Source organism: Arthrobacter sp. B0316-1-20 (genome assembly GCF_059091865.1).
The window spans coordinates 1-3,495 of sequence record NZ_JBNHHC010000188.1; the positions used below are offsets into that span (position 1 = coordinate 1).

Consider the following 3,495-nt stretch of genomic DNA (forward strand, 5'->3'; position numbering starts at 1 on the left):
CGCCCAGGCCGGTGTTGGGGCCGGAGCCCATCCAGCGCAGGTCGTTGTTGATCTTCATGATCGAGTATGCGATGTTGCGCAGCTGGCCGGAAGCCTCGATCAGGCCGTCGCGGTTGGCCTGGGCCTCGAAGTGGTTGCGGGCCTCGGTCAGCGGCAGGCTGGTGTCCGCGGCCAGCAGCTCGATCACGCGGGCGGAGAAGCCGGCCGGGGTGTTGATGCCGGTGCCGACAGCGGTGCCGCCGAGGGGGACCTCGGCCACGCGCGGCAGGGAGGCCTGGATGCGTTCGACGCCGTAGCGCACCTGGGCGGCATAGCCGCCGAATTCCTGGCCCAGGGTGACCGGGGTGGCATCCATCAGGTGGGTGCGCCCGGACTTGACGATGGTCTTGAATTCCTCGGCCTTGCGTTCCAGCGAAGCGGCCAGGTATTCGAGCGCGGGGACCAGGTCGTTGATCAGCGCGGAGGTTGCGGCCACGTGCACAGAGGTCGGGAATACGTCGTTGGAGGACTGCGAGGCGTTGACGTGGTCGTTGGGGTGGACCGTCTTGTCGCTGCCGGATTCCTTCAGCGCGCGGGTTGCCAGTTCGGCGATGACCTCGTTGGTGTTCATGTTCGAGGAGGTGCCGGAACCGGTCTGGAAGACGTCGATCGGGAAGTGCTCGTCGAAGCCGCCGCCGGCAACCTTGTCGGCCGCGGCTTCGATCGCCTTGGCCAGCTCGCCGTCGAGCACGCCAAGTTCGGCGTTGGCGGTGGCGGCAGCCTTCTTGATGCGCGCCAGGGCCTCGATGTGGGTGCGCTCCAGGGTCTTGCCGGAAATCGGGAAGTTCTCCACGGCGCGCTGGGTCTGGGCCCGGTACAGCGCGTTCACGGGGACGCGAACTTCGCCCATCGTGTCATGTTCAATGCGGAACTCTTGTTCAGAAGTCACAGTCATGGAACCAAGGTTAGTCCGCGCTCTGCGCCGCCCGGGAATTTGTTGCGGTGGGCAGGGCGGCGCAGGGGCGTCATGTTAGGAAGCTCACAATCTCGTAGCTGTCACACGGAGCCGAAGCCGGAGACCAGTTCGGCCTTGCCCTCACTGAGCCGGTACGCCACGCCGATGACCGCCACCGATCCGTCCTCGACGGCATCGGCAATGATCCGGGAACTGTCCACCAGCCGCTGGGAGGTCTGGCGGACATGTTCAACGACGGCCGAGTTCACGTCATGGACGTCCTCCCGCATGGTCGCCAGCACCGAGGGCGTGATGCGCTCGACCAGATCCCGCAGGAAGCCCTTGGGCATGATGCCGGTGTTGATCGCGTCCATGGTTGCGGTGACCGCGCCGCAGCTGTCGTGGCCCAGGATCACGATCAGTGGAGTCTTGAGGATCCCCACGCTGTACTCCAGGGAACCCAAGACGGCATCGTCGATCACCTGCCCCGCAGTCCGGACGACGAAAACGTCGCCGAGGCCGACGTCGAAAATGATCTCCGCCGCCAGGCGGGAATCGGAGCAGCCGAAAATCACGGCGAACGGGTGCTGGGTATTGACCAGCGAGGCCCGCCGGGAGGCGTCCTGGTTGGGGTGGGAGGATTGGCCGGCCACAAAACGGGCGTTGCCCTCGAGCATGCGTTGCCAGGCCTGTGTTGGGGTGAGGGTAGTCGTCACCCTGCTTACTTTACTGTCTGCGAGCTCAGCTTCCGCGCAGGTCCTCGACGATGGCGGCCCCGAGGACGTCGAACTCCTCCAGTTCGGCGGTGCCCTTGAGCAGGACTGTCGATCCATCGATCCGTGCCACCAGGCTGGTGTCCGAGCCGGGGCGGTCCCGCAGTTCGAAGTCCACCCCCGCGATGGTGCGCACTCCGGTCACCGGCGCCTGGTCGGTGCGCTGGGAGATCCAGGTGGCATTGGCAATGTTGGTCTGGGTCAGTCCGATGAACTGGGTGTCAGGAGTGATATATCCCACTTCCCAGTTGGGGACGCCGTCGGACGCACCGACATTCCAGCGCGCGTAGTTCGACGTCCAGCCCTCCGGCAGGCTGACCGCCAGCGGAGCGTAGCCGGCGCTGGCCGCCACTTGCTGCGAGATGGCGGCAACGTCAATATTCCGGTCGTAGGTTTCCGCGCGGTTGGCCGGGTTGATCAGGACCACCGGAATGAACACGAGCACGCTGCAGAGCAGCGCGAGGATCATTCCCCGCACCGATGCATTGGCCCGCTTGGCCGCGGCGGCGCTGAGGACCGGCTTGACAGGTGCTTGTTGCTGTTCAGTCACCCAACCATTTTCGCTCATTACCACTGCCGGCGTCATATCCGCCATAGCTGCGGCCGGTTCCGACTATGATCGAAGCAGCGGGTTCCGCCGCAATCCATTTGGATTTCCAGTCGGGTTCCCATCCAACTGCCGCTCGAACGATGAGGTTTTCGTGTCTGAAACAACAGAGATGCCGCACTATTCACAGCTTTCAGCTTCCCTGGCCGTGGGTGAAGACGAACCGGACCGCAACCTTGCCCTTGAACTCGTCCGCGTGACGGAAGCCGCAGCCATCGCCGGCGGCGAATGGATCGGCTTGGGGGACAAGAACAAGGCAGATGGTGCCGCAGTGGACGCCATGCGTTCCTTCCTGGGCACCGTGCGCTTCAACGGGGTCGTCGTCATCGGTGAGGGCGAGAAGGACGAAGCCCCCATGCTCTACAACGGCGAGCGGATCGGGGACGGCACCGGCCCCGAGTGCGACGTGGCCGTCGACCCGATCGACGGCACCCGCCTGACCGCGCTGGGCATGAACAACGCGCTGGCCGTGCTGGCCGTCGCCGAACGCGGCAGCATGTTCGATCCTTCCGCCGTCTTCTACATGGAGAAGCTGGTCACCGGGCCGGAAGCGGCCGACGTCGTCGACCTGCGCCTGCCGGTCAAGCAGAACCTGCACCTGATCGCCAAGGCCAAAGGCGTGAAGGTCAGCCAGCTCAACGTCTGCATCCTGGAGCGCGACCGCCACCGCCCGCTGGTGGAGGAGATCCGCGCTGCGGGTGCCCGCACCAAGTTCATCCTCGACGGCGACGTGGCCGGCGCCATCGCCGCCGCCCGCGAAGGCACCGGCGTAGACGCGCTGATGGGCATCGGCGGCACGCCGGAAGGCATCGTTGCCGCCTGCGCCATCAAGACCCTGGGCGGTGTAATCCAGGGCCGCCTGTGGCCCACCACGGATGAGGAAAAGCAGAAGGCGATCGACGCCGGCCATGACCTGGACCGCGTGCTGACCACCCACGACCTGGTCACCAGCGACAACTGCTACTTCGCCGCCACCGGCATCACCGACGGCGACCTGCTCCGCGGCGTGCGCTACGCCAAGAACCGGGTCAAGACCCAGTCGATCGTGATGCGTTCCAAGTCCGGTACCATCCGCTTCGTCGACGGCGAGCACCAGGCCAACAAGTGGGAGCGCTGGATCCGCCAGGCCTAAGCCCAACTGGAATGAATGACGACGGCGGCCCGCACCTTTGAAGGTGTGG

General features: G+C 65.5%; 4 protein-coding genes. 1 reads left to right on the forward strand and 3 read right to left on the reverse strand.

Annotated features, from left to right (window positions below; all coding sequences use genetic code 11):
- The 3 genes from AC5RW2_RS41545 to AC5RW2_RS41555 all read right to left on the reverse strand — a co-directional run.
- A partial coding sequence (locus AC5RW2_RS41545) for a class II fumarate hydratase (protein WP_494075324.1) occupies positions 1–928 on the reverse strand: 928 nt, incomplete at its 3' end.
- A 107-nt stretch (positions 929–1,035) separates the two neighbouring features.
- Entirely contained in the window at positions 1,036–1,650 is a 615-nt protein-coding gene (locus AC5RW2_RS41550; RefSeq protein WP_494030914.1) for a carbonic anhydrase, read from the reverse strand.
- Positions 1,651–1,675: 25 nt separating this feature from the next.
- The gene (locus AC5RW2_RS41555; RefSeq protein ID WP_494030915.1) at positions 1,676–2,257 is read right to left on the reverse strand and encodes a DUF4245 domain-containing protein; all 582 of its coding nucleotides are present in this window, start codon (positions 2,255–2,257) and stop codon (positions 1,676–1,678) included.
- Positions 2,258–2,426: 169 nt separating this feature from the next.
- Between AC5RW2_RS41555 and glpX the strand changes: the two genes are divergently transcribed.
- Positions 2,427–3,446: a class II fructose-bisphosphatase gene (gene glpX, locus AC5RW2_RS41560; RefSeq protein WP_494030977.1), complete on the forward strand. Its 1,020-nt coding sequence runs from the start codon at positions 2,427–2,429 to the stop codon at positions 3,444–3,446.
- The last annotated feature ends 49 nt before the right edge of the window (positions 3,447–3,495 follow it).

Coding starts and splice junctions, on each gene's coding strand:
- glpX (WP_494030977.1), top strand. CDS start 2,427: ATGCCGCACTATTCACAGCTTTCAGCTTCCCTGGCCGTGGGTGAAGAC.